The organism is Streptomyces sp. NBC_00091 (assembly GCF_026343185.1).
GTDB lineage: Bacteria > Actinomycetota > Actinomycetes > Streptomycetales > Streptomycetaceae > Streptomyces.
The window spans coordinates 155,932-179,097 of sequence record NZ_JAPEMA010000001.1; the positions used below are offsets into that span (position 1 = coordinate 155,932).

The 23,166-nt window shown below is 73.5% G+C and carries 20 protein-coding genes; 10 read left to right on the forward strand and 10 right to left on the reverse strand.

The annotated features are described in order from the left end of the window. The first annotated feature begins 141 nt into the window (after window positions 1-141). Window positions 142-1,146 (forward strand): Gfo/Idh/MocA family oxidoreductase, encoded by a 1,005-nt coding sequence (locus OOK34_RS00720; RefSeq protein WP_267031897.1) that lies wholly within the window; start codon window positions 142-144, stop codon window positions 1,144-1,146. A gap of 86 nt (window positions 1,147-1,232) precedes the next feature. On the opposite strand, the gene OOK34_RS00725 is transcribed toward OOK34_RS00720, so the two are convergent. The 4 genes from OOK34_RS00725 to allB all read right to left on the reverse strand — a co-directional run bounded on the left by OOK34_RS00725 (window position 1,233) and on the right by allB (window position 5,521). Further along, on the reverse strand, window positions 1,233-2,147 hold the full coding sequence (locus OOK34_RS00725) for a DMT family transporter (protein ID WP_267031898.1): 915 nt from the start codon (window positions 2,145-2,147) through the stop codon (window positions 1,233-1,235). Window positions 2,148-2,273: 126 nt separating this feature from the next. Beyond that, window positions 2,274-2,891 (reverse strand): dihydrofolate reductase family protein, encoded by a 618-nt coding sequence (locus OOK34_RS00730; protein ID WP_267031899.1) that lies wholly within the window; start codon window positions 2,889-2,891, stop codon window positions 2,274-2,276. A 165-nt stretch (window positions 2,892-3,056) separates the two neighbouring features. After that, on the reverse strand, window positions 3,057-4,175 hold the full coding sequence (gene alc / locus OOK34_RS00735; protein ID WP_267031900.1) for an allantoicase: 1,119 nt from the start codon (window positions 4,173-4,175) through the stop codon (window positions 3,057-3,059). A 2-nt stretch (window positions 4,176-4,177) separates the two neighbouring features. Beyond that, window positions 4,178-5,521, reverse strand: a complete 1,344-nt coding sequence (allB, locus tag OOK34_RS00740) for an allantoinase AllB (protein ID WP_267031901.1) — start codon at window positions 5,519-5,521, stop codon at window positions 4,178-4,180. Between the two features lie 326 nt (window positions 5,522-5,847). On the opposite strand from allB, the gene OOK34_RS00745 reads away from it, so the two are divergent. Further along, entirely contained in the window at window positions 5,848-6,651 is an 804-nt protein-coding gene (locus OOK34_RS00745; RefSeq protein ID WP_267031902.1) for an IclR family transcriptional regulator, read from the forward strand. Window positions 6,652-6,754: 103 nt separating this feature from the next. Here the strand turns inward: OOK34_RS00745 and OOK34_RS00750 are convergent, their stop codons facing one another. Next, window positions 6,755-7,465, reverse strand: a complete 711-nt coding sequence (locus tag OOK34_RS00750; protein ID WP_267031903.1) for an ABC transporter ATP-binding protein — start codon at window positions 7,463-7,465, stop codon at window positions 6,755-6,757. Further along, a complete protein-coding gene (locus OOK34_RS00755; RefSeq protein WP_267031904.1) occupies window positions 7,462-8,550 on the reverse strand; it encodes an ABC transporter permease in 1,089 nt (362 codons plus the stop codon). The genes OOK34_RS00750 and OOK34_RS00755 overlap by 4 nt, the downstream gene beginning before the upstream one ends. A gap of 134 nt (window positions 8,551-8,684) precedes the next feature. Between OOK34_RS00755 and OOK34_RS00760 the strand changes: the two genes are divergently transcribed. The 3 genes from OOK34_RS00760 to OOK34_RS00770 all read left to right on the forward strand — a co-directional run bounded on the left by OOK34_RS00760 (window position 8,685) and on the right by OOK34_RS00770 (window position 11,127). Further along, window positions 8,685-9,881 (forward strand): sensor histidine kinase, encoded by a 1,197-nt coding sequence (locus OOK34_RS00760; protein ID WP_267031905.1) that lies wholly within the window; start codon window positions 8,685-8,687, stop codon window positions 9,879-9,881. A gap of 2 nt (window positions 9,882-9,883) precedes the next feature. Further along, the gene (locus OOK34_RS00765) at window positions 9,884-10,513 is read left to right on the forward strand and encodes a response regulator transcription factor (RefSeq protein ID WP_267031906.1); all 630 of its coding nucleotides are present in this window, start codon (window positions 9,884-9,886) and stop codon (window positions 10,511-10,513) included. A 113-nt stretch (window positions 10,514-10,626) separates the two neighbouring features. Continuing rightward, window positions 10,627-11,127, forward strand: a complete 501-nt coding sequence (locus tag OOK34_RS00770) for a hypothetical protein (RefSeq protein WP_267031907.1) — start codon at window positions 10,627-10,629, stop codon at window positions 11,125-11,127. Between the two features lie 59 nt (window positions 11,128-11,186). Here OOK34_RS00770 and OOK34_RS00775 read toward each other — a convergent pair whose 3' ends face one another. Further along, the gene (locus OOK34_RS00775) at window positions 11,187-12,674 is read right to left on the reverse strand and encodes a PLP-dependent aminotransferase family protein (protein WP_267031908.1); all 1,488 of its coding nucleotides are present in this window, start codon (window positions 12,672-12,674) and stop codon (window positions 11,187-11,189) included. 89 nt (window positions 12,675-12,763) lie between these two features. On the opposite strand from OOK34_RS00775, the gene OOK34_RS00780 reads away from it, so the two are divergent. From OOK34_RS00780 to OOK34_RS00795, 4 genes are all read left to right on the forward strand, one after another. Continuing rightward, complete coding sequence (locus OOK34_RS00780; protein ID WP_267031909.1) at window positions 12,764-12,973, forward strand: hypothetical protein; 210 nt, start codon at window positions 12,764-12,766, stop codon at window positions 12,971-12,973. Continuing rightward, window positions 12,928-13,572 (forward strand): NTP transferase domain-containing protein, encoded by a 645-nt coding sequence (locus tag OOK34_RS00785; protein ID WP_267031910.1) that lies wholly within the window; start codon window positions 12,928-12,930, stop codon window positions 13,570-13,572. The genes OOK34_RS00780 and OOK34_RS00785 overlap by 46 nt, the downstream gene beginning before the upstream one ends. Window positions 13,573-13,823: 251 nt before the next feature. After that, entirely contained in the window at window positions 13,824-15,443 is a 1,620-nt protein-coding gene (aceB, locus tag OOK34_RS00790) for a malate synthase A (protein ID WP_267031911.1), read from the forward strand. A gap of 260 nt (window positions 15,444-15,703) precedes the next feature. Continuing rightward, window positions 15,704-16,987 (forward strand): GDSL-type esterase/lipase family protein, encoded by a 1,284-nt coding sequence (locus tag OOK34_RS00795; protein WP_267031912.1) that lies wholly within the window; start codon window positions 15,704-15,706, stop codon window positions 16,985-16,987. Between the two features lie 74 nt (window positions 16,988-17,061). On the opposite strand, the gene OOK34_RS00800 is transcribed toward OOK34_RS00795, so the two are convergent. Further along, window positions 17,062-18,144, reverse strand: a complete 1,083-nt coding sequence (locus OOK34_RS00800; protein ID WP_267031913.1) for a saccharopine dehydrogenase — start codon at window positions 18,142-18,144, stop codon at window positions 17,062-17,064. 140 nt (window positions 18,145-18,284) lie between these two features. Next, a complete protein-coding gene (locus OOK34_RS00805; RefSeq protein ID WP_267031914.1) occupies window positions 18,285-20,255 on the reverse strand; it encodes a hypothetical protein in 1,971 nt (656 codons plus the stop codon). A gap of 128 nt (window positions 20,256-20,383) precedes the next feature. Between OOK34_RS00805 and OOK34_RS00810 the strand changes: the two genes are divergently transcribed. Beyond that, window positions 20,384-21,490, forward strand: a complete 1,107-nt coding sequence (locus OOK34_RS00810) for an Lrp/AsnC family transcriptional regulator (protein ID WP_267031915.1) — start codon at window positions 20,384-20,386, stop codon at window positions 21,488-21,490. Window positions 21,491-21,639: 149 nt separating this feature from the next. Here OOK34_RS00810 and OOK34_RS00815 read toward each other — a convergent pair whose 3' ends face one another. After that, on the reverse strand, window positions 21,640-23,028 hold the full coding sequence (locus OOK34_RS00815) for a nucleobase:cation symporter-2 family protein (protein ID WP_267031916.1): 1,389 nt from the start codon (window positions 23,026-23,028) through the stop codon (window positions 21,640-21,642). Window positions 23,029-23,166 lie beyond the last annotated feature (138 nt).

The window sequence follows — 23,166 nt, forward strand, 5'->3', positions numbered from 1 at the left end:
CCTTCCCTCGTCCATGTCGTCCGTCATCAATCGGTCATTCCGGTTCCAGCCGCCCAGTATCCGCCACAGTGGACCACGGAGGGTCATCGGGGCATGCGCGCGCGGATTGACAGGTCCCCCGTACGGGGTCACGTTGAGTGCATGCGCATCGGGCTCATCGGAACGGGCCGGATCGGTTCCTTCCACGCGGCCGCGCTGGCCCGCCGGCCGGACGCCGGCTCGCTGCTGCTCGCCGACGCCGAACCGGGACGGGCCGTGCGGCTCGCGGACCGGCTGGGGGCCACCGCCGCGCCGTCCGTCGAGCAGGTCTTCACCTGGGGTGTGGACGCGGTGGTCGTGGCCTGCGCCACGGAGGGCCACGCCGACCTGGTCGTACGGGCGGCGCGCGGCGGGCTGCCGGTGTTCTGCGAGAAGCCGCTGGCCCCGGACCTGGCCCGCACCCTGGCGGTGCTGCGCGAGGTGGAGGCCGCCGGGGGGCTGCTCCAGGTGGGCTTCATGCGCCGGTTCGACGCGGGCTACCGCACCGCGCGGGAGCTGGTCCGTTCGGGTGCCCTGGGGCGGCTGCACACGGTGCGCACGATGACGGCCGATCCGGCGCCGCCGCCGGCCGCCTACCTCGCGACCTCCGGGGGGCTGTACCGGGACTGCCTGGTGCACGACTTCGACATGGTCCGGTGGGTGACCGGGCACGAGGTGGCCGAGGTGTACGCGACCGGTTCGGACGCGGGGCCGGCCCGGTTCCGGGAGGCCGGGGACGTGGACACGGCCGCGGCGGTCCTGACGCTGGACGACGGGACCCTGGTGACCTGTAGCGGCACCCGGTGCAACGGCGCGGGGTACGACGTACGGATGGAGCTGGCCGGGGATCTGGACCAGGTCTCCTCCGGGCTGGACGACCGTACGCCGATCGCCTCGACGGAGCCGCACGGCCCGCCCCCGGCGAGCAAGCCGTGGACCGGCTTCCTGGAGCGGTTCGCCCCCGCCTACGAGGCCGAGCTGGCGGCCTTCGTACGGCTGGTGCGCGGTGAGGGCGCCAACCCCTGCGACGGCCTCCAGGCGCTGGCCGCGTTCCGGGTGGCCGAGGCGTGCGAGCGCTCCCGGCGGGAGCGGCGCCCCGTACGCCTGGAGGAGCTCCCTGACCTGTAGGGCGGGCACGCTGGCGGGCATGCGGGCCACAGTAGGCCCGGTGATCAAACCGGCAGGAGCCGATTGTCGGCCAATCGGCGCGGGTTTCAGCCGGCCGCGCGGCGCCCCCAGGCGGTTCCGGCCAGGACGAGCGCGGCGCCGGTGAGGCCGAGGGGGCCGAGGTGCTCGCCGCCGATGGCGATGCCGGCGGCGGCCGCCCACAGCGGTTCGGTGCCCAGCAGCAGGCTGACGCGGGAGGGCGAGGTGCGGCGTACGGCCCACATCTGCACGAAGAAGGCGAAGAGGGTGCAGAAGACGGAGAGGAAGGCGAGCCCGGCCCATTCGGCGGGTCCGAAGCCCGCGGCCGCCGCCCACGGGCTGTCCCCGGTGCCGGGCAGGGCGGCCAGCAGGGCGAAGACCAGCACGGCGCTGCCGAGCTGGACGGTGGTCAGGGAGAGCGAGTCGGCGTCCTGGACGGCCTTGATCCGCGCCATCAGCAGCACGTGCAGGGTGCGGGCCAGGGCGGCGCCGAGGATGAGCAGGTCGCCGGTGGTGGGCGCGGTGAACCCGGCGCCCTGCGTGAGCAGCACGACCCCGGCGACGGAGACGGCGGCGGCGCCCAGGAAGGCGGCCGAGGGGGCCGTGCGCCGGACGGCGGACTCGGCGAGCGGGGTGAAGATCATGGTCAGGCTGATGATCAGCCCGGCATTGGTGGCGGAGGTGTGCACCACCCCGTAGGTCTCCAGCAGGAAGATCCCGCCGAGTACGAGGCCCAGCGCGCCGGCGCCGCGCAGCTGGGCGGGGCTCAGCGCCCGCAGCCGCCGCCATCCGGCGAGGACGAGGACGGGCAGCACCAGCGCGAAGCGCAGTACGAGCACCGCGATCACGGTGTGGGTGGTGGTGATCCCCTTGGCCGCGAGGTAGCTGCCGCCCCAGACGACGGCGACGAGCAGGACGGGCAGGTCCGCGAGCCAGGCCCGGCGGGGGGCGAGGACGGGCGCGGGGGCGGCGAGGGTGGACACCGGGGCAACTCCGACGGCGGGCAGGGGGTGGAGACGTCGGCGGCTCGCACGGATGCGGGCTCACCGTACCCGAGTCGATCTTCCCGGTCGACCGGTTATCGCGCGCCCCCGCGCGCGCCGGGATCCTCAGTCCATGAAGCTGCCGAAGGTGGCGCGGCCCGTCGGGCGGTAGGTGTGCACGGCGGTCCCGCTGCCGGTGGTGCGGGAGCCGGTCAGCTCGAAGGCCGTGGGCAGGCCGCCGGTGGGGAACAGGCGGCGGCCCGCGCCGAGGAAGAGGGGGAAGACCAGCAGGTTCAGCTCGTCGACGAGGTCGCGCGCGAGCAGCCACTGGGCCAGCTGGCCGCTGCCGTGCACCTGGAGCTCGCCGTCCATCGCGTCCTTGACGCGGACGATCTCCGACTGGAGCTGCTCCCCGTCCACGACGGTGGCCGGGCCCCAGGCCGGGTCCTTGAGGGTGGTCGAGGCGACGTACTTCGGCAGCCGGTTGAGCTTGTTCGGGATCGGGTCGGCGGGGTCGTCGTGCTGCGGCCAGTACGAGGCGAAGATCTCGTACGTCCGGCGCCCGAGGAGGAAGGCCCCGGCCCGGCCGAAGACCTCGTTGACGAATTCCCGCATGCCCTCGTCGGCGTACGGCACGAGCCAGCCGCCGTACGCGAACCCGCCGGTGCGGTCCTCCTCGGGCCCGCCGGGGGCCTGCATCACTCCGTCGAGGGTGAGGAAGGTGGTGAGGGTCAGCTTTCCCATGGCTCCGCGCTCCTTGTGTCCGGTTTCCCCCTCCTGCCCAGACTCCCGTGGCGGCCGGAACTCATCGCTGCGGCACGCCGAAGGGGCGCACCGGCAAGCGGTGCGCCCCTTGAGGTAGCTGACGGCCCGGGGGTGTCGGCCCCCGGGGCCGTCGAACGGGCGGACTCAGCCACCCAGCTCCTGGTGCCGGGCGGCGTGCGCGGCCGCGCCGGTCTCCGTCAGCGAACCGAACAGGCGCAGGCGGGAGAAGCCGCCGTCCGGGAAGATGTCGATCCGCACGTGGGTGCCGACCGCCGGGGCGTCCAGTACGAAGCGGTGGTTGGTGTCGGGCTGCAGGCGGGTGCGCGGCAGGAACTCGGTCCACTCGCCCTCCTCGCCCGTCTTGACGGAGAGGGAGGCCCAGCCCGCGGAGTTGCCCTTGAGGTAGGCGGTGTCGATCTCGACGGCGCGGATCTCGGACTCGGCCACGAGCTGGTAGCGGATCCAGTCGTTGCCGTTGTCGCGGCGGCGCGCGGTCTCCCAGCCGTCGTCCATCTTGCGGGAGCGGCCCGGGTTGATGGTGTTGGTCGGCGGGGAGTAGAAGCGGTTGGACGCGTCCTCGACCGAGCCGCCGTTCTCCAGCGCGACGACGTCGAAGGTGCCCAGCGTGGCGAGCCACTTCGGGTCCGGGACGACCTCGCCGTACACGCGCAGGCGGGCGATGCCGCCGTCCGGGTGCTGGTTGACGCGCAGGTGCGTGAAGCGCTGCTCGACGCTCACCTCGAAGCCGTTGGCCGCGTGGCCGCCGACCGGGGTGCGCGGGACCAGGGTGGTCCACTTGACGTCGTCGCCGAGGAGCTCCTCCGGGGTCGGCGCGAGGGCGCCGTCCCAGTTGGTGCCCTCGATGGAGACGGCCTGCGGCATGTTGCCGCGGAAGTGGGCGGTGTCGACGACGATGCCGCGGATCACGCCGGGGGCGCCCAGGCGGACGAGCGCCCAGTCGTGGTCCTCGGCGGTCGGCCACGGCTGGGTGGCGGAGACGCCGCGGCGGCGGCGGGTCTCCCAGCCGTCCATGATCTTGCCCTTGTGGCCGAAGTGCTCCGGGTCGAAGTGCCCGGCCTCGGCGATGAGCAGGTTCTCGCGCTGGGCGAAGAACTCGTCGTTGGCAGCGATGACACCGGCGCCCAGCTCACGGGCGGCGAGGTTCGCGTACTGGGTGAACGGGAAGTCCGCGGTGCGGTAGTCCGCGTACGGGTCGCCGCCTCCGTACGGGTTCGCGTTGCCGGTGAAAGAAGGAATCGCCACTGTCAGTTCTGCCTTTCGAGGAGGAGGCCCGTGGGCTCGGTCGGGTTTCCGTGGTCGGCGATCTGCGTGCCGCGCAGCCAGGTGGACTTGACGACGCCGTGCAGGGTCTTGCCCGCGTACGCCGTCACCCGGTTGCGGTGGTGGAGCTCGGCCGGATCCACAAGGAACGTTTCTTCAGGGGCCAGGACGGCGAAGTCGGCGTCCCGGCCGGCCTCGATCGCGCCCTTCTGCGCCAGGCCGGCGAGGGCGGCCGGGGCGGCGGACATCCAGCGGACGACGTCCTCGAGGGTGCGGCCGCGGCGGCGCGCCTCGGTCCAGATCGCGGGGAGGCCCAGCTGGAGGGAGGAGATGCCGCCCCACGCGGTGGAGAAGTCGCTGGTCTTCAGGTCCGCGGTGGAGGGCGAGTGGTCGGAGACGATGCAGTCGATGGTGCCGTCGGCGAGCGCGTCCCACAGGAGGTCCTGGTTGGCGGCCTCGCGGATGGGCGGGCAGCACTTGAACTCGCTGGCGCCGTCGGGCACTTCCTCGGCCGTGAGGGTGAGGTAGTGCGGGCAGGACTCGACGGTGATCTGGACGCCCTCGGCCTTGGCGGCGGCGATCAGCGGCAGCGCGTCGGAGGAGGACAGGTGCAGTACGTGCACGCGGGCGTTCAGCCGCTTCGCCTGGGCGATCAGGTTGCCGATCGCGGTGTTCTCGGCGTCGCGCGGACGGGAGGCCAGGAAGTCGGCGTACTTGGGGCCGGGGACGACCGGGGCGGCGTCGAGGTGGTGCGGGTCCTCGGCGTGCACGATCAGCAGGCCGCCGAAGCCGGTGATCTCGGCGAGGGAGGTGGCCAGCTGCTCCTGGTCCAGCTCGGGGAACTCGTCCACGCCGGAGGGGGACAGGAAGCACTTGAAGCCGTAGACGCCGGCGTCGTGCAGCGGGCGCAGGTCCTTGACGTTGTCCGGGAGGGCGCCGCCCCAGAAGCCGATGTCCACGTGCGCCTTGGCCCGGGCGACCTCCTGCTTGACGCGGAGGTTGTCGACCGTGGTGGTCGGCGGCAGGGAGTTGAGCGGCATGTCGAGGATGGTGGTGATGCCACCGGCGGCGGCCGCGCGGGTGGCCGTCCAGAAGCCCTCCCACTCGGTGCGGCCCGGGTCGTTCACGTGGACGTGGGTGTCGACCAGGCCGGGGAGCAGGACGTCGTCGCCGAAGTCCTCCAGCCGGGCTCCGGCCGGTACCTCGGCGTCGTGCGCCAGCACGGCCGTGATCTTCCCGCCGGCGACGGCCACCGAGGCGGCACGCGTCCCCTCGGGGGTGATGACGCGCGTCGAGCGCAGTACCAGTTCCACAGCCGCGTCGGCCACCGGAACCTCCCCATCTACTTCCACAGAGCGAAATTCAACGTTCTGTTGACGGAGTCTTCACCCCGATCCGGAGCCAGTCAAGAGCGCCCGGACGGACCACTGACACGCTCCCATCGCAATTGGATGTTTCCACAGGATGGAATTAAGATTTCACTATCCAGAATGTAGCTACCACCACGGTGACCAGCCGGGTAACTTCCCGAGGACGTCCACCACCAGGACAAACCGCCTCTGACCGGCGGGGACGGCAAGGCCCCGGCTCTAGGGCCGGCGCCGACCGACCGGTAGGCTGCTCCCTTGCCTGCCAGCACCGAAAGGACCGCGCCGTGCCGACGTCCAGCGCCAGCACCACCGACGCCTCCACCAAGCCCACCGCCGGCGGCGGTGGCGTCCAGTCCCTTGAGCGCGCCTTCGATCTGCTCGAACGCATGGCCGATGCCGGTGGTGAGGTCGGCCTCAGCGAGCTCTCGGCCGCCAGCGGCCTGCCGCTGCCGACCATCCACCGCCTGATGCGCACGCTCGTCGCGTGCGGCTACGTCCGGCAGCAGCCCAATCGACGTTACTCCCTCGGACCCCGCCTCATCCGCCTCGGCGAGTCCGCGTCGCGGCTGCTGGGCACCTGGGCCCGCCCCTACCTCGCCCGTCTGGTCGAGGAGACCGGGGAGACGGCGAACATGGCCCTGCTCGACGGCGACGAGATCGTCTACGTCGCCCAGGTTCCCTCCAAGCACTCCATGCGCATGTTCACGGAGGTCGGCCGCCGGGTGCTGCCGCACTCCACCGGCGTGGGCAAGGCCCTGCTCGCGTACACCCCCGCCGACGAGGTACGTGCCCTGCTGGCCCGCACCGGGATGCCGGCCGCCACCGAGAAGACCATCACCACCCCCGAGGGCTTCCTGGACGCCCTGGAGAAGGTCCGCAAGGCGGGCTACGCGGTCGACGACAACGAGCAGGAAATAGGAGTCCGCTGCCTCGCCGTGTCGGTGCCGAACTCGCCGACCGCCGCCGCGATCTCCATCTCCGGTCCGGCGGGCCGGGTCACCGAGGCGGTGGCCGAGTCCTTCGTGCCGATCCTCCAGGGCGTCGCCGCCGAGCTGTCGGTGGCCCTGCAGAGCCAGACCCCGGCGTAGGGACGGCCCCGCGTAGATACGGCCCCGCGTAGATACGCAGGCGAGAGCCCCGGCACCCCTCCCCCTGTGGGGGGTGCCGGGGCTCTCGCGTGTGCGGGCCGGCTCAGGCCGCCGGGACGGACGCGGGCGGTTCGGCCGGCAGCGCGCCGTGGCTGAGGCGGCCGTCGGCCATCACCGCCGTACGGTCCATCCGGTCCAGGTGGGCGTGGTCGTGCGTGACCAGCACCGTGGCGGTGGAGCGCTCGCGGGTGAGGGTGACCAGCAGGTCGAGGACGGCCGCGCCCCGCTCGTGGTCCAGGGCGCTGGTGGGCTCGTCGACCAGCAGCACGGCCGGCTCGTTCATCAGGGCCCGGGCGATGTTGACGCGCTGGCGCTGGCCGCCCGACAGCTGGTGCGGGCGCTTGTCGGCCTTGTCGGCCAGGCCCACCGCGTCCAGCAGCTCCAGGGCCCGGCGGCGCAGCTGCCGGGAGGGGCGGCCGCGGAGGTGGGCCATGACCTGGAGCTGCTCGGCGGCGGTCAGCGAGGCCAGCAGGTTCGGCTGCTGGAAGACGATGCCGATCTTCTCCCGGCGCAGGGCCGACTTCTCGGCGGGGCCGAGCCGGGTGGTGTCCTGCCCCGCGACCACGACCCGCCCGGAGTCCGGGGTGACCAGGGTGGCCGCCACGGCCAGCAGGCTGGACTTCCCGGAGCCCGAGGGCCCGACGATCGCGGTCAGGGAGCCGGCCGGCACCTCCAGGGCCACCGCGTCGAGTGCGGTGAGGCGGCCGTCCCCGTCGGGGTAGGTGAGCGTGGCGTCGTGGACGAGCAGGGTCATCGGGCGCTCCCGAGGGCGGTCAGCGGGTCGACGGCGGTGATCCGCCGGATGGACAGGGCCGCGCCCAGCGCGCCGAGCACGATCATGACCGCGGCGGGGACGAGGACGGTGGCGGCGTCGAGGACGAAGGGCACGTCGCCGCCGCTGATCAGGGCGCCGATGCCGGCCGCGAGCGCCGTACCGGCTCCGGTGCCGATCGCCAGCATCACGACGGCCTGGCCGAGGGCGTCCTTCAGCAGGTACGGGGTGGAGGCGCCGAGGGCCTTCAGCACCGCGATGTCGCCGCTGCGCTGGATCGTCCAGACGGTGAAGAAGGCCCCTATGACCAGGGCGGAGATGGCGAAGAGGAAGCCGCGCATCAGCTGGAGCGAGCCGTTCTCGGCCTGGTACGACCCTATGGCGCCCAGGGCCTGGTCGACCGTACGGGACTTCGTGGCCGCGGCCCGGTCGCCGGCCGCCCAGTCCACGGCCCCGGAGCCGTCGAGGGCGATGACGGTGGCGAGGGTGTCCATGGAGGTGCCCGGGTTGCCGATGCGCTGCCAGTCGTTCAGGTCCATCCAGACCACCGGGGTGTGGCTGTAGGCGGCCGTGCCCGAGACGGCGGCGACGGTCGTCTCCAGCGTGCCGATCCTGACCTTCGCCCCGGCGGTGAGGCCGCCGAGCTCCTTGGCCGCCTTCTCGGTGAGGACGATCCGGCCCTGGGCGAGCCCCGCCCCGGCGGGTGCGAGCCCGCCGGCCGGTTCGACGCCGAAGACGGAGACGGCGGCGGTGCGCCCGCCCGAGACGGCGTTGGTGGTGCGGATGCCCAGCGGCCGGGCGCTGTCGACCCCGGGCTGCTTGCGCCAGGCCTGCCAGGCGCTGTCGGGCAGCTGGGACTGGGTGAAGGAGACCTCCTGGTCCCCGGGGGGCGCTGCGAAGGCCAGCCGCGAGGCGGGCAGCCCGGTGATGGCCGAGACGTTCTCCCGGGCCAGTCCCGCGGTCAGCCCCGACAGCAGGCCGACCAGCAGCGTGATCAGCAGAACGACCGAGCCCATGAGGGCGAAGCGGCCCTTGGCGAACCGTAGATCTCTCCATGCGACGAACATGTCCCCCACCTTGGTCTCGCACGCGGGCCCGGGGCATCGCGCCACGGTAGGGATCCTGCTATCGAAGGTGGCACCGCGACATCAAACTTTCGGTTGACCGGGGTCCCCGGCCGCCGACTTACGCTGGTCGGACGATGTCCGCTGCCCCGCCCTCCCCCACCCTGCCCGCCCGCACCCCGACCCCCGTCTCCCGCGTCCTGCGGCTGTGCCTGCACGCGCTGCTCCTCGGGCTGCTCGCGCTGGCCTCCGCCCGGGCCGTCACCGGCTCCGCGCCCCGCGCCGGGTGGGTGGTCGGCCTCTGTGTCCTGCTGGCCGCCGTCTACGCGGCCGGGGTACGGAACCACGCGGTCCGGCGCTCGCCGCGCGCCGCCGGGCTGTGGCTGGCCGGGGTGGGCGCGGTGTGGGCCGCGCTGCTCCTCGTCTCGCCCGACGGGCTGTGGATCGCCTTCCCGCTGTACTTCCTGGAGCTGCACCTGCTGCGGCTGCGCTGGGGGGTGGCGGCCGTCGCGGTGACCGCCTGCGCGGCGATCGGCGCCTTCATCGGGCACAGCGGCTCGGTGAACCCCGGCGCCTTCCTCGGGCCGCTGCTGGGCGGGGCGGTGGCCGTGGCCACGGTGCTCGGCTACCAGGCGCTGTACCGCGAGAGCGAACGCCGCCGCGAGCTGATCGAGGAGCTCATCGCCACCCGGGCCGAGCTGGCCGCCGCCGAGCGTTCCGCGGGGATCCTCGCGGAACGCGAACGGCTCGCGCGGGAGATCCACGACACCCTGGCCCAGGGCCTGTCCTCCATCCAGCTGCTGCTGCGGGCCGCCGAGCGGACGCTGCCCGAGGACGCGCCCGCCGCCGAGCACATCGCCCGGGCCCGCGGGGCCGCCCAGGAGAACCTCGCCGAGGCACGTCGCTTCGTACGGGCCCTCACTCCCCCGGACCTGGAGCACGGCTCGCTGGCCGGGGCGCTGGAGCGGCTGTGCTCGGGGGTCCCGGGGCCGCGCGTGCGCTTCTCCGTGACCGGCGCCCCCCGGGCGCTGCCCACCCCGTACGAGGTGGCGTTGCTGCGGATCGCCCAGTCGGCGCTGGCCAATGTGGTGCGGCACGCGGGGGCCGGCCGGGCGGAGATCACCCTGACCTTCATGGACAGCTCGGTCACCCTGGACGTGGTCGACGACGGCCGGGGCTTCGACCCCTCCAGCGCCCCCTCCGGCGAGGGCGGCTTCGGCCTGCCCGCGATGCGCGCGCGGGCCGAGTCGCTGGGCGGGCTGTTCACCGTCGAGTCCGACCCGGGCCAGGGCACCGCCGTGGCCGTCACCCTGCCGCTGCCCGTGGAGGCCTGACCATGACCATCCGGCTCCTGCTCGCCGACGACCACCCCGTGGTCCGCGCCGGGCTGCGCGCGGTACTGGACACCGAGCCGGACTTCACGGTGGTCGCGGAGGCGGCGACGGCGGAGCGAGCGGTGGAACTGGCCGCCTCGGAGGCGGTGGACGTCGTCCTGATGGACCTCCAGTTCGGGCCCGGGATGCACGGCTCCGCGGCCACGGCGGCGATCACGGCGCGGCCGGGCGGGCCCCGGGTGCTGGTCCTGACCACCTACGACACGGACGCCGACATCCTGGCGGCGGTGGAGGCGGGCGCCTCGGGCTACCTGCTGAAGGACGCCCCGCCGGAGGAGCTGGCGGCGGCGGTCCGCACGGCCGCGGCCGGCCAGTCGGCGCTGGCCCCGGCGGTGGCGCTGCGGCTGATGGACCGGATGCGCACCCCGGCGGAGGCGCTGACGAAGCGGGAGCTGGAGGTGCTCCAGCTGGTCGCCGACGGGCTGTCGAACCAGCAGATCTCCAAGCGGCTCTTCCTCAGCCAGGCCACGGTCAAGTCCCACCTGGTGCACGTCTACGCCAAGCTCGGCGTCGACTCCCGCACCTCCGCCGTCGCCGCGGCCGCCACCCGGCGCCTGATCCGCACGCCGTAGGGGGGTCGGGGGTTATCCCCCGGCCGGGTCCACCGGCTCGCAGGCGGGTGGCGGGGGCGCCCGGCCGGAAGTATTCGGGGCGTCGAACCTCCGTATGCGAAAGCGAGCCCCCGATGTCCGCGACGCCGAGCACGACCACGCAGCACCGCCGCCGCACCGCCCCCGCCGTGGCGGCGCCCGCCACCGTCCGTACGGCCCACACCCTGTGGCTGACCGCCGTCGCCGCCGGGGCCTTCGAGACCGTGCTCGCGGTCGGCCGGATGGCCTTCGAGGGCACGGGCTCCGCCGGGGAGATAGGGGCCGGCCTCGCCGTCCGGCTCACCGTCTTCACCCTCGCCGTGCTCTGCGCCCGGCGGATGCGCGCCGGCGCCGGGTGGGCGCGGGTCACCCTCGCGGTGGGCCTGGGCGTCCTGGGCACCGCCTCGATGGTCGTCCAGCCCCTCGGGTACCTGGTCGACGGCGGGTCGCTCGCGGACGCCGTCTCCGGGGCGGGCGCGCTCGACTGGGTCTTCGGGGCCAGCCGGGTCGTGCACGTGGCGGCCGTACTGACCGCTGTGGCCCTGATGTTCCGGCCGGCGTCGAACGCGTACTTCCGGCGGGGCCGGCAGGCCTAGTCAGGGCTGGTCGGGGCAGGGCTGGTCGGGGCTGGTCGGTCGGGCCTAGTCAGCGCTGGTCAGGCCACCCAGTACGGCCGCTCCACGCCCGGAGCCAGCGGGACGCCGTCGTGGAAGGCCGCCGCGAGACGGCGTACGCCCTCGTCGAGGCGGTCGGGGGCCAGGGTGTACGGGATGCGCAGGCGGTGTTCGAAGGTGCCCGGGTCGACGCCGAAGCGCGCCCCGCGGCCGATGTGTACCCCTGCGGCGGCCGACCGCTCGGCGAGGGCGGAGCTGACCGGTTCGCCGAGGTCCACCCAGAGGGAGAGGCCGCCCGGCGGCAGCTGCCAGGACCACTCGGGGGTGTGCCGCTGGAGCGAGCCCACCAGGGCCGCGCGCTGGGTGCGCAGCTGCGCGAGCCGGGCGGGCAGGGACCGGTCCAGGCCCTCCAGCAGCGGGAGGGACACCAGCTGGTCGAGCACGGAACCGGTCATGTCGGCGGAGACCCGTACGGCCGTCAGCTCGGCGATCAGCTTCGCGGTGGCCCGGATCCAGCCCACCCGCAGGCCGCCCCAGTGGGTCTTGCTGAGCGAGCCGATGGTGATCACGTGGTCGGCGCCCGCCCGCGGGGCGAGGGAGGCCAGGGGCGCGGGGGCGGGCACGTCCAGCGCGATGTCGGCGATGGTCTCGTCGACCACCAGCCAGGTACCGGTGGCCCGGGTCGCCGCGAGCAGCCGCAGCCGCTGTTCCCCGGGCATCAGGGCGCCCGTCGGGTTGTGGAAGTCCGGGATCACGTACGCCAGCCGGGGCACGGTCTGGCGCAGCGTGGACTCGGCGATCTCCATGTCCCAGCCGGTGTCGGAGACGGCGATGGAGCCGGTGCGCAGGCGGGCGTGGCGCAGGGCGTCGAGGGCGTTGGCGTAGGTGGGGTTCTCGGTGACGACCCGGTCGCCGGGCCGGCAGAGCAGGCTGACGACCAGGGCGAAGGCCTGCTGGGACCCGGCGGTGACCAGGATCTGCTCGGGGCGCGTGGGCAGCCCGCGCCGGGTGAAGCGGTCCGCGACGGCCGTGCGCAGGTCGGGCAGCCCGAAGGGGTGGTAGCCGGGGGTGCGGGTGAGCCCGGGCAGGCGGGGCGCGGCCCAGGCGAGGGCCTCGGCGAGGCTGCCGTCCGGGGCTCCCATCGCGGCGATGGCGAGGTCGATGCCGGGGTCCCCGTCGGCGCGGCCGCCGATTCCGCCGAGGAGCATGTGGGCGCCGACCGGGTCGTGGCCGTCGGGGAGCTCGGTCCAGGTGCCGGAGCCGCGCCGGCTGCGGACGTAGCCGCTCTCGCGGAGCAGGTCGTAGGCGCCGGTGACGGTGGCCCGGCTGGCCCCGACCGCCTCGGCGAGCTCGCGCTCGGCGGGGAGCCGGACGTGCAGGGCGATCCGGCCGTCGAGGATCAGGGTGCGCACGGCGTCGGCGAGGGCCCGGTAGCCGGGGCGGGCCAGCACCTCGGGCGGGAGCAGCGCCGCGAGCTGGCGGCTGCCGATCGTCCTGTCCGCCGTGTGGACCACTCGCCCGTTCGCCATGCCAACCTCCCCCGATTGGCTCTGCCAGCCAGGCCAATCCAGGTCCAGACTCGCGGTATTGGCCCCCGATTGGCAAGGAGAACTCCGCAATGCCGCACGATGTGTTCACCGACCGTGACGAACGAGCCCTGCTGGCCGCCGCCGAGAACCGGATCTCCGAGCCGCTGCGGATCGGGGCCGCGCTGGCCTCCGTACGGCGCGTCCTGGCGGGACTCACACCCGTTCGGGTGAAGGAGCGGCGAGAATCGCTGACATGTCAGCAGTCGAACACTCCCCCGACCAGTCCGTTGCCCCTGTGACGGCCGGGGAGCCGCCGGTCATCGCCGGTCTGCTCCTGGCCGCCGGCGGCGGCCGGCGGCTCGGCGGGCGCCCCAAGGCCCTGCTCCCCTACCGCGGGCGCCCGCTCGTCGAGAACGCCGTGCGCGTGCTGCGCGAGGCCGGCTGCGGCCCGGTGCACGTGGTGCTGGGCGCCTCGGCCGCCGAGGTCCGCGAACGCGCCGACCTGGCGGGCTGCGTGGTCGTGGACAACCCGGACTGGGCCGAGGGCATGGGCTCCTCCCTGCGGGTCGGCCTCGCATCCCTGGCCGGTACGGGGGCCCGCGCGGCCCTGGTGTCCCTGGTGGACCAGCCGGGCATCGGGCCCGCGGCGGTGGCCCGGGTGCGGGAGGCCTACCGGTCCCCGTCCAGCCTGGTGGCGGCGGCCTACGACGGGGAGCGCGGGCATCCCGTGCTCTTCGGGGCGGACCGCTGGGCGGACATCACGGCCACCGCGACCGGGGACCAGGGTGCGCGCGTCCACCTGAAGAACCACGCGGCGGAGGTCATGCTGGTGGAGTGCGGGGACGTCGCGGCCGCCTTCGACATCGACACCCCGCCCGACCTGGCCCGTCTGGACTGAGCGGGGCGTGACCGTCATGGCACTGAGGGCCACCGGTAAGCGGAATCTGTCGACTCAGAGAATCTCGATATCAACAAACCATTGAACTTCCACCATGAGGAAATTACTATCCACTGGTCAGAAGCGCCCTGAACCCCCAGACGGCGCCCGCGACCGTTACACGGAACTCTCCACACCCGGCGGCACTGCGTGCCGTCCCGCGCGAGCATTCCCCGCGGCCGCAAGGCACCGCCGCTGAAGGAGTGACAGATATGTCCGCACCAGCGCCGTCCCCGCTGGCCATCGTCGACGCCGAGCCCCTGCCCCGGCAGGACGAAGTCCTCACCGAAGCGGCCCTCGCCTTCGTGGCCGAGCTCCACCGGCGGTTCGCCCCCCGCCGCGCCGAGCTCCTCGCCCGTCGCGGCGAGCGGCGCGCCGAGATCGCCCGCACCTCCACGCTCGACTTCCTCCCGGACACCGCACAGGTCCGCGAGGGCGACTGGAAGGTCGCGCCGGCCCCGGCCGCCCTGAACGACCGCCGCGTGGAGATCACCGGTCCGACGGACCGCAAGATGACCATCAACGCCCTCAACTCGGGCGCCAAGGTCTGGCTCGCCGACTTCGAGGACGCCTCGGCTCCCACCTGGGAGAACGTTGTCCTCGGCCAGCTCAACCTCATCGACGCCTACGAGCGCCGCATCGACTTCACCGACGCGCGCACCGGCAAGGCGTACGCCCTCAAGTCCGCCGACCAGCTCGCCACCGTGGTCATGCGGCCGCGCGGCTGGCACCTGGAGGAGCGCCACCTGCGCTTCGAGGGCGGCCCGGCCTCCGGCTCCCTCGTGGACTTCGGCCTGTACTTCTTCCACAACGCCCAGCGCCTGATCGACCTCGGCAAGGGCCCCTACTTCTACCTCCCGAAGACGGAGTCGCACCTGGAGGCCCGCCTCTGGAACGACATCTTCGTCTTCGCCCAGGACTACGTCGGCATCCCGCAGGGAACCGTCCGCGCGACCGTCCTCATCGAGACCATCACCGCGGCCTACGAGATGGAAGAGATCCTCTTCGAGCTCAAGGACCACGCGGCGGGCCTGAACGCGGGCCGCTGGGACTACCTGTTCTCCATCGTCAAGAACTTCCGGGACGGCGGCGAGAAGTTCGTCCTGCCGGACCGCAACGCGGTGACGATGACGGCCCCCTTCATGCGCGCCTACACCGAACTGCTCGTCCGCACCTGTCACAAGCGCGGCGCGCACGCCATCGGCGGCATGGCGGCCTTCATCCCGTCCCGCAAGGACGCCGAGGCCAACCGGATCGCCTTCGAGAAGGTCAAGGCCGACAAGGACCGCGAGGCGAACGACGGCTTCGACGGCTCCTGGGTCGCCCACCCGGACCTGGTCCCGATCGCCATGGCCTCCTTCGACGCGGTGCTCGGCGAGAAGCCGAACCAGAAGGACCGCCTGCGCGAGGACGTCTCGGTGGCCCCCGGCGACCTGATCGCGATCGACTCGCTGGACGCCAAGCCCACCTACGAGGGCCTGCGCAACGCGGTCCAGGTCGGCACCCGCTACATCGAGGCCTGGCTGCGGGGCCTGGGCGCCGTCGGCATCTTCGGCCTCATGGAGGACGCCGCCACCGCCGAGATCTCGCGCTCCCAGATCTGGCAGTGGATCAACGCCGGAGTCGTCTTCGAGAACGGCGAGCTGGCCACCGCCGAACTGACCCGCAAGATCGCCGCCGAGGAGCTCGAGGCGATCCGCACCGAGGTCGGCGACGAGGCCTTCGCGGCCGGAAAGTGGCAGCAGGCCCACGACCTCCTCCTCCAGGTCTCCCTGGACGCCGACTACGCGGACTTCCTCACCCTCCCCGCGTACGACCAGCTGGTCGGCTGACCACTGCTTTTCGGCCAGACCCGATCCTTCGGCTGAATCGCACAGCAGTCGAGCACGCCTCCGCCCCCCGCGCCTCCCAAGGCGCCGGGGGCGGAGGCGTTTTCGCGCCAGAGTGTGCGCGAATGCGAAAGGCCACGGCGGCCTCCGGTCGCGCCACCGTGCACTGACCGGGCCTCCGCGCCCGACCGACCGGTCGGACGTTACTGCATCGTAACGTGACTGTACCTAGCGGTAACAAGTGGGCGCGTGCCACCTTTCCGATGCCACCGGCGCCGGCGGTACCCCCACTTTCCAAGCCACGCACCGAAGTTGTTGGCGACTTCGGCGTGGCCGACCGCAGGAGTTCCGCAGTGAACGGATTCCGAAAGGCCGGCAAGGACCGGGCCGCCCGCAGTCGTGTGCGACGACTGGCCGGCGCCGGTATGGCGCTGCCGCTCGCCGTCAGCGCGCTGCTCGTCGGCGGGGCCGGGCCGTCGGCGGCCAGCCCCGGGACGGGGCCCACCGCCGTCGTGTCCATGGGCGACAGCTACATCTCCGGCGAGGCCGGACGCTGGAAGGGCAACAGCCTGACCAACAGCGGGAACAGGAACGGCACCGACCGGGCGTGGGTCAGTGGCAGTTCCTACGATCCCGCCAAGGTCTACGCCGCCACCGCGGGCGGCTGCCACCGCTCGGACTCGGCCGAGGTGCTGAGCGCCGGCGCCATCGCCGAGACGGCCGTCAACCTGGCCTGTTCCGGGGCGACTTCGCAGAACGTCTTCCGCGCCTCCAACGGCGGCGTGGCCTTCAAGGGCGAAGCACCGCAGGCCGACCAGCTCGCGGCGGTGGCCGCGAGCCGCAACGTGAAGGTCATCGCGCTGTCCGTCGGCGGGAACGACCTCGGCTTCGCCGACATCATCAAGGACTGCGCGCTCGACTTCGTGCTCTGGAACTCCTACTGCTACGACGACCAGCAGGCGGGGGTCGACCAGAAGATCGACGCGGTGATGGCCGACGTCGGGAAGTCGGTCGACGAGATCCGGGCCGTGATGCGCCAGGCCGGCTACACCGACTCCTCGTACCGGATCGTGCTGCAGTCGTACCCGTCGCCGATCCCGCGGGGCGCCGAGAACCGGTACACCCAGAGCGACTGGAGCCGGCTGAACACCGGCGGCTGCCCCTTCTGGAACCGGGACTCGGACTGGGCCCGGGACTCGCTGGTGCCGCAGATCGCGAACCGCATCAAGGGGGTCGCCGCGGCCAAGGGCGTGCAGTTCCTGGACCTGCGCGACATGCTCCAGGGGCGCGAGGTGTGCGCGAAGGCCAGCAAGCAGGTCAGCTCCACCGTCCCCGCCTCCGCGAAGACGAGCGAATGGGCGCGCTGGATCGACAACAACGAGTCGCAGGGCCTGATCCAGGAGTCCATGCACCCGAACTACTTCGGGCAGCTGGCCCTCGGGCGCTGCCTGGCCCTGGCCGTGGCCCAGCCCGCGGACTCCGGCTCCACCTGCAAGAACACCGCCGGCTCCGACCAGACCGGCATGTACCTGACGCCCACCTCGTAGTAACGCCTCCGAATTCGGAGGAGGACGGCGGGGCGGGCTGCCATGGTCAGGTCCATGGCAGCCCGCCCCTGCGGCTACGCCGCGCGGTGGGGGTCCGGGAGGGTCTCCAGGGCCGTGGTGAAGGCCGCGCGGCAGCGCAGCCAGTCCGGGTCCGGGGACGGGGAGTGCAGCGCGAGGAGCTTGGGGAGGAGGTCCGCCGAGAAGGCGCGGGCCGCCTCGGCCGGGAGGAGGGACGGGAGGTTGTCGATGGCGATCACGTCCAGCGGCGGGCTTCCGCCGCGCAGGCGCCGGGCGGGGGCCGTCCAGTCGGTGAGGCGGTCGTAGACGGGGAGCAGGTGCAGCTCGGATCCCGTGTCACAGGTGATGTCGGCGATCACCGAGAGCCTTCGGGGGACGCCGCCTCGACCGGCCGGGGCCAGGTCGGCCGGGGTCAGGAAGGGCGGCAGGGGGCGGGTGGTGAGCACCGCGTTGACCAGGATGTCGTGGCCGAGCAGCGCGGCCCGGTCCAGGCTGCGGGTCGCGGTGCGGTCCCAGCGGGTGACCGGGATCCCGGCGGTGGTGAGGGCGTCGCAGGCGCCGCGTCCGCTGCGCCCGCCCGCGCCGATGACCAGCGCCCGTAAGCCGTCGGGGGCCTGGGCGCGCAGGCGGGCGTCCAGTTCCGGCCGGGGCAGCGGGACGAGCGGGGCCGTCAGGGCGCCGCGGGCGTGCAGCGCGGCCAGGGCCGCGCCCGCGTACCCCGCCCAGTAGCCGAAGGCTGCCACCCTGCGGCCCTGCGCGTCGGCGAGGTACTCCAGGTCGAGCAGGGTCCCGCCGCCCGCCGCGAACCGCCGCAGCAGCTCGGGGGCCTGCGCCTGGCCCTTGTAGGCGTGCCCGAAGTAGACGTGCCGGTGGTGCAAACGCTCGGGCATCGGCGGGAGTTCCTTCAGGCCGAGGACGTACGCCGATCCGGGCGCGGTCCGCGCCCAGGACCCGGCCGGCGCGGTGAGGCAGCCCGCGGCCTCGTACGCGTCGAGCGGGAAGACCCGGTGGCCGGAGTCCTCCACGGTGATCCGTACGCCCTGCCGGACGAGCCGCCCGGCGTCGTCGGGGGTCAGCGGTGCGCGCCGTTCGGTGGGCCGGGTCTCGCTGCGCATCCACAGCTGCGGGGATTCGGACATCGCCGTACCACCTGTCTGGTCAGAGGGGTGGAGCGAGCGCGCTCATGCGATGTCTTTCCGCGTCCTTGACGCCCTACGCCGGATCGGCGCGGGAACTCCGGGCCCGCGGGCACCTCGCGCCCCAGCCGGTGACCTGCGGCTCAGAGCTCCGGCAGGAGTTGCCTCAGCGTGCTCCGGGAGCCCTGCCCGTGGGCCGCCCGGAAGGCCTCCGGGGCCATCCGGACGCGCAGGATCCGCTCGGCGCGCGGGACGCAGGCGCCGGCCGGGCGGTTGCGGGAGACCGCGCCGAGCAGCCGCGCGGACTCCTCGTAGTGGCCCAGGTCCGCCTCCAGCTCGGCCAGCAGTTCCGCCGACAGGGCCTGCCCCAGCCGGTCCCCGAGGGCCAGCTGGATCTCCAGGGCGCGCACCAGCCGGGTCCGGGCCAGCGCGGGGCGCCCCTCGCGGCGCTGCACCATGGCGTGGGCGTAGCCGGACCAGGACTGCGCCCACAGGTCGGCGGGACCGCCCGGCCGGCCGTCCTCGAGGGGGACGGACGCCGGGTCGGTGTGCGCGAGCGCCATGGTGAGGGCGGCCTCCAGCGCCTCCCGCCCCGGGCCGAACTCCGGCTCCTGCGGGAGCTGCCCGAGCGCGTCCCGGTACTCGTCGGCTGCCTCGGCGGGCCGGTCCTTCCACAGGGCCACGGTGCCCCGGACGTACGCGAGGTAGGCCAGCGTGGTGTCCTCCCCCTCCTGTACGGCCGCGCTCCAGGCCTCCACCAGCAGCGGATCGGCGGCCTCCGCCCGGCCGAAGGCGGCCACCAGCCAGGCCGCCAGCCACAGCGCGCGGGCCGGGCGCGGCGCCGGGTGCAGGGCCAGGGCCCGCTCCAGGTGCCGGCGCCCCTCCTCCTCCAGGCCGCAGGCCGACCAGAGGAACCACAGCGACACGGCGATCTCCAGGGCGGCCGCCGGCCCGGAGGCGGACAGCGGGTTCATCGCCTGGCGCAGCTCGGGCAGCTCCCGTACGGCCAGTGCGCGCGCCTGCGGCTGCGCCCCCGACCGCCACAGCCAGGCGGCCCGTTCGGCGGTGGTCCGGCACCGCTCCTGGTGGCGCAGGGCGACCCGCGCCCCGTCGCCGCCGGGTGCGTGCGCGAGCCGCCGGGCCTCGTAGGCGCGTACGGACACGGGCAGCCGGTAGCGGCCGGGCTGCCCGGGCTCCGCCAGCAGGGCGGGGGCGAGCCGCCGCAGGGCCCGCGCGGCGGCCTCCGGGGCGAGTTCGCCGAAGCCGCACACCTGCGCGACGGCGGACTCGTCGAAGGAGCCCGCGAAGACGGACAGCCGCTCCCACAGCAGCCGTTCCTCGGGGGAGGCCAGCCGGTGCGCGCGCAGGACGTCGGCCCCGCCGGCCCGGCCCGCGCCGCCCGCGAAGAAGCCGAGCGGGTCGGCGGTCAGCCGGCGCAGGGCCTCGGCGGGGGCGTAGCGGTGGGCGCGCGCGGCGGCCAGCTCCAGGGCCCCGGGGATCCCGTCGAGGGCCCGGCACAGGGCGGCTACGGCCCCGGCGTTGCGGTCGGTGAGCTCGAAGAAGGGGTCGGCCCCCCGCGCCCGCTCCTCGTAGAGCCGTACGGCGGCGTACCCGGCGACCTCGGCGACCGGATGCCGACTGGCCGGATCCTGCGGTTCCGGCGGCACGGAGAGCGGTCCCACCGGGAGCGGCACCTCCCCGTGGAACCCGAGGATCCGCTGCGAGGTGGCCAGAATTCGCACCCGGGGCAATCGCGCCAGCAGCTCCTCCACCAGATCCCCGCCGTGCTCGCCCAGCTGCTCGCAGCCGTCGAGCACCAGCAGAGCCTCACGGCCCGCGAGCCGCCGGCGCAGCTCTTGCCCGCGCACGCCCCCGAGGGGCCGCGGCACACCGGCCAGAGCCACCCACACCACGTCGGCGCCCTGGCTGCGGCGGAGGGCGCGGACGGTCCGAACGGCCAGCCGGGTCTTGCCTATTCCGGCTGGTCCGACCAGGTTGACCAGGCGTTCCGTGCCGAGCAGGGCAGCGGTGCGCGCCAGCTCGCGCTCCCGTCCCAGGAAGCTGGACAGTTCGGCCGGCACCGCGTGGCGCAGGCTTGAGCCGGGGTCCCCCACACGTCCTCCCGATGCTTTCCTCGAGGCGCGCTCGACCGCCGGATGCCGTGGTCGTGCGTACGAGGAGAGATGATCAGCCGAAAGTCAGGTTGACCGGCCGGTGGCCGGGAGAACCACCAGGGGAAGGTATGAACTCGGCCATTTCCGCCATCGACGACACCGACCGGGCGCTCGTGCACGCACTCCAGCTCGCTCCGCGCGCCAGCTGGGAGCGCCTGGCGCAGGTGCTCGGGGCGCGTCCCGAGACCCTCGCCCGCCGCTGGGAGCGGCTGACCGGCGCCGGGGAGGCCTGGATCACGGGTCTCGGGCTGCGTACGGGCACCCAGGCGCCCTGTATGGCGTGGGTCGAGGTGATGTGCGCCGCGGGCACCCCGCCGACCGTGGGCGCGGCCCTGACCGCCGATCCGCACACCATGGGCGTCGAGCACACCACCGGCGGGCGCGACCTGCTGACCTTCGTCGCCGTGCCGGATCTGCACACGCTCTACCGGTACCTGTCCTTCCGGGTGCAGCGGATCCCGGGCGTGGTCGGTACCCGCTCCTCGATCGTCACGGCGGTGCACGCCGCCCCCGACCGCTGGCGCCTGGACCAGCTGACGCCCGCGCAGACCGACCAGCTGACCGGGCGCAACCGCCGCAACGGCGCCTCGGCCGCGCAGTCGCCCCGGCCGGTCGCGGCGATGGCGCAGGAGGACCGGCCGCTGACCCTGGCGCTGGCCTCGGACGCGCGGCGCAGCGTGGCCTCGCTGGCCCGGGAGTCGGGGATGAGCGAGTCGACCGTACGGCGCCGCCTGGGCCGGCTGGAGGCGGGCCAGAGCCTGCGCTACAGCTGCGCGCTGGCCTCGGGGCTGACCGGCTGGCCGGTGTCGGCGACGGTGTGGGCGGAGGTGCCCGAGCACGAGGTGGCCGACTGCGCGGCGGTGGCCGCGGGGCTGCGCGAGACCCGGACCTGCATGTCCGTCAGCGGCCCCTGGAACTTCATGATCGGTGCCCGGCTGCGCACCATCGAGGAACTGTCCCGGTACACCGCCGACCTGACGCGCAGACTGCCGAACATGCGCGTCACCGACACCATGGTGGCCCTGCACGTCCGCAAGTCGGAGGCGCAGGAACTGGACCAGGCGGGGCGGCGGATACGGACGGTCCGGCCGGACATCTGGACGGACGCGGCGCCGGGGTCCCGGGACGAGACCCCGCCGCACGGGACGGTCCTGCCGCCGCGCGGGGGCGCGTGAGCACGACGGGAACCGCGTGACCACTCCCGGAGCCGCGTGAGCACGACGCGCGCGGCGGCCCGTACGCCACGCCCGCAGTGGGTGACGTACGCGCCGCCGCGCGCCGCGGCTGCGGCACCCGCCCCGGGTCGGCGGGGAGGGTGCCGGGCTCAGTGGACGAAGGCCGGTTCCGCCGGGGCCTGCGCCGCGTTCCTCTTGGTTCCGAGGTGGTTGAAGGCCAGGTTGAGCAGGATCGCCACCACGCAGCCGGTGCTGATGCCGGAGTCGAGGACGACCAGCAGGTCCTTCGGGAAGGCGTGGTAGAAGTCCGGGGCCGCGATCGGGATCAGGCCGATGCCCACCGAGGCGGCGACGATCAGGGCGTTCTCGCCCTTCTCCATGGCCGCGCCCGCCAGGGTCTGGATGCCGCTGGCCGCGACCGAGCCGAAGAGGACGACGCCGGCGCCGCCGAGGACGGGCAGCGGGACGACCCCGATCACGGAGGCCGCCATCGGGCACAGCCCCAGCAGGATCAGGATGCCTCCGCCGGCGGCGACCACGAAGCGGCTGCGCACCTTGGTCATCGCGACGAGTCCGATGTTCTGGGCGAAGGCGCTGCACATGAAGCCGTTGAACAGCGGGCTGAGCGCGCTGCCGAGGGTGTCCGCGCGCAGGCCGCCCTCGATGGTCTTCGCGTCCGCCGGCCGGCCGACGATCTTGCCGAGGGCCAGGATGTCGGCGGTGGACTCGGTCATGCAGACCAGCATGACGATGCACATCGAGACGATGGCGGCGACCTGGAACTGCGGGGCGCCGAAGTGGAAGGGGGTCGGGAAGCCGACCACCGAGGCGTTCTTGACGGCGTCGAAGCCGGTCATCCCCAGCGGGATGGCGATCAGGGTGCCCGCGACCAGGCCGAGCAGGATGGATATCTGCTGGAGGAAGCCGCGCAGGAACTTGCGCATCACCAGGACGATCGCCAGCGTGAGGGCGGCCATGCCGATGTTCTTCATCGAGCCGTAGTCGGCGGCGGTACTGTTCCCGCCCTGCGACCAGTTGAAGGCCACCGGGAGCAGTGAGACGCCGATCAGGGTGATGACGGTGCCGGTGACGACGGGCGGGAAGAAGCGGACGAGCTTCCCGAAGTAGGGGGCGGCGAGGAAGCCGACGAGTCCGGCGACGATGATCGCGCCGAAGATGATCGGGATGGCATTGTCCCCCTCCCCCTTGCCGATGGCGATCATCGGGGTCACACCGGCGAAGGAGACGCCGTTGACGAAGGGGAGTTTGGCGCCGATCTTCCAGAAGCCGAGGGTCTGGAGGAGGGTGGCGAGCCCTGCGGTGAAGAGCGAGGCGCCCATCAGGAAGGCGGTCTCGGTGGCGGAGAGGCCGACCGCCGGGCCGACGATCATGGGCGGGGCCACGACACCCGCGTACATGGCGGCGACGTGCTGGAGGCCGCTGGTGAACATCTTCAGCGGAGGCAAGGTCTCGTCGACCGGGTGCTTCTCCTCCGGTACTGCGACTGCATCTTTGCGAAACCTGGGCGCTCTGGCCACGGCTTCCTCCGGTCGGTTAGACACGTCGGCAGGGACGTGGGTGTCAGGGAGGTGGTGCGAAAGCGGTGCTAGTCGAGCCTGTATGGAGTTGTGGGTGGTGCTCCTTCTTGCCCCAAGGGGTGCGGAAACGATTCGCCC

Excerpts from the sequence above, each read along its gene's own strand:
- OOK34_RS00775 (WP_267031908.1), bottom strand. The coding sequence starts at position 12,674 with ATGGCGAACGGGCGAGTGGTCCACACGGCGGACAGGACGATCGGCAGC.
- OOK34_RS00780 (WP_267031909.1), top strand. The coding sequence starts at position 12,764 with ATGCCGCACGATGTGTTCACCGACCGTGACGAACGAGCCCTGCTGGCC.
- OOK34_RS00770 (WP_267031907.1), top strand. The coding sequence starts at position 10,627 with ATGTCCGCGACGCCGAGCACGACCACGCAGCACCGCCGCCGCACCGCC.
- OOK34_RS00765 (WP_267031906.1), top strand. The coding sequence starts at position 9,884 with ATGACCATCCGGCTCCTGCTCGCCGACGACCACCCCGTGGTCCGCGCC.
- OOK34_RS00720 (WP_267031897.1), top strand. The coding sequence starts at position 142 with ATGCGCATCGGGCTCATCGGAACGGGCCGGATCGGTTCCTTCCACGCG.
- OOK34_RS00800 (WP_267031913.1), bottom strand. The coding sequence starts at position 18,144 with ATGTCCGAATCCCCGCAGCTGTGGATGCGCAGCGAGACCCGGCCCACC.
- OOK34_RS00750 (WP_267031903.1), bottom strand. The coding sequence starts at position 7,465 with ATGACCCTGCTCGTCCACGACGCCACGCTCACCTACCCCGACGGGGAC.
- OOK34_RS00755 (WP_267031904.1), bottom strand. The coding sequence starts at position 8,550 with ATGTTCGTCGCATGGAGAGATCTACGGTTCGCCAAGGGCCGCTTCGCC.
- OOK34_RS00810 (WP_267031915.1), top strand. The coding sequence starts at position 20,384 with ATGAACTCGGCCATTTCCGCCATCGACGACACCGACCGGGCGCTCGTG.
- OOK34_RS00785 (WP_267031910.1), top strand. The coding sequence starts at position 12,928 with ATGTCAGCAGTCGAACACTCCCCCGACCAGTCCGTTGCCCCTGTGACG.
- OOK34_RS00760 (WP_267031905.1), top strand. The coding sequence starts at position 8,685 with ATGTCCGCTGCCCCGCCCTCCCCCACCCTGCCCGCCCGCACCCCGACC.
- OOK34_RS00730 (WP_267031899.1), bottom strand. The coding sequence starts at position 2,891 with ATGGGAAAGCTGACCCTCACCACCTTCCTCACCCTCGACGGAGTGATG.
- OOK34_RS00795 (WP_267031912.1), top strand. The coding sequence starts at position 15,704 with ATGCCACCGGCGCCGGCGGTACCCCCACTTTCCAAGCCACGCACCGAA.
- aceB (WP_267031911.1), top strand. The coding sequence starts at position 13,824 with ATGTCCGCACCAGCGCCGTCCCCGCTGGCCATCGTCGACGCCGAGCCC.